The sequence below is a fragment of the Methylobacterium ajmalii genome (genome assembly GCF_016613415.1).
In the GTDB taxonomy this organism is placed as follows: domain Bacteria; phylum Pseudomonadota; class Alphaproteobacteria; order Rhizobiales; family Beijerinckiaceae; genus Methylobacterium; species Methylobacterium ajmalii.
Genome location: NZ_JACWCT010000063.1, coordinates 1 through 480, shown reverse-complemented (window position 1 = coordinate 480; position 480 = coordinate 1). Strand labels below are relative to the sequence as shown.

Here is a 480-nt window from a genome sequence, read left to right as displayed (position 1 = left end):
GTACGCCGCGAACGACGAAAAACCCCGCCGGCGATGCCGAGCGGAGTTTTTCGTGTGGTTTGGTTGCGGGGACAGGATTTGAACCTGTGACCTTCAGGTTATGAGCCTGACGAGCTACCGGGCTGCTCCACCCCGCGCCAAGGCGCGATCCGGATCGTGTCGAGGGAATGTGTACGTGCTTGGCAGGTCTGGCGGTGACCGACTCTCCCGTGTCTTGAGACACAGTACCATGGGCGCTGGGGCGGTTAACGGCCGAGTTCGAGATGGGATCGGGTTCTGATCACCCCGCTCTGACCACCAGACCGGCCAAGCACGTCGTTCGGCAAGCATGCCGACCGGCAGCCGCTGGGGCTGCTGGTCCGTCTTCATCGTGTCTGTGGTGTTGGTCTGATCCGGACACGGATCATGAGAGCGATCAAGCCGATCGAGCGATTAGTACTGGTCAGCTCAGCGCGTTACCGCGCTTGCACATCCAGCCTA

Annotated in this window: 1 tRNA gene and 1 rRNA gene; both read right to left on the bottom strand. The window is 61.5% G+C overall.

The window, feature by feature from the left end:
* Positions 1-60: 60 nt before the first annotated feature.
* Positions 61-137: transfer RNA gene (locus HPY23_RS12025), tRNA-Met, on the bottom strand.
* Between the two features lie 49 nt (positions 138-186).
* Positions 187-302, bottom strand: a 5S ribosomal RNA gene (gene rrf / locus HPY23_RS12020).
* Positions 303-480: the final 178 nt, after the last annotated feature.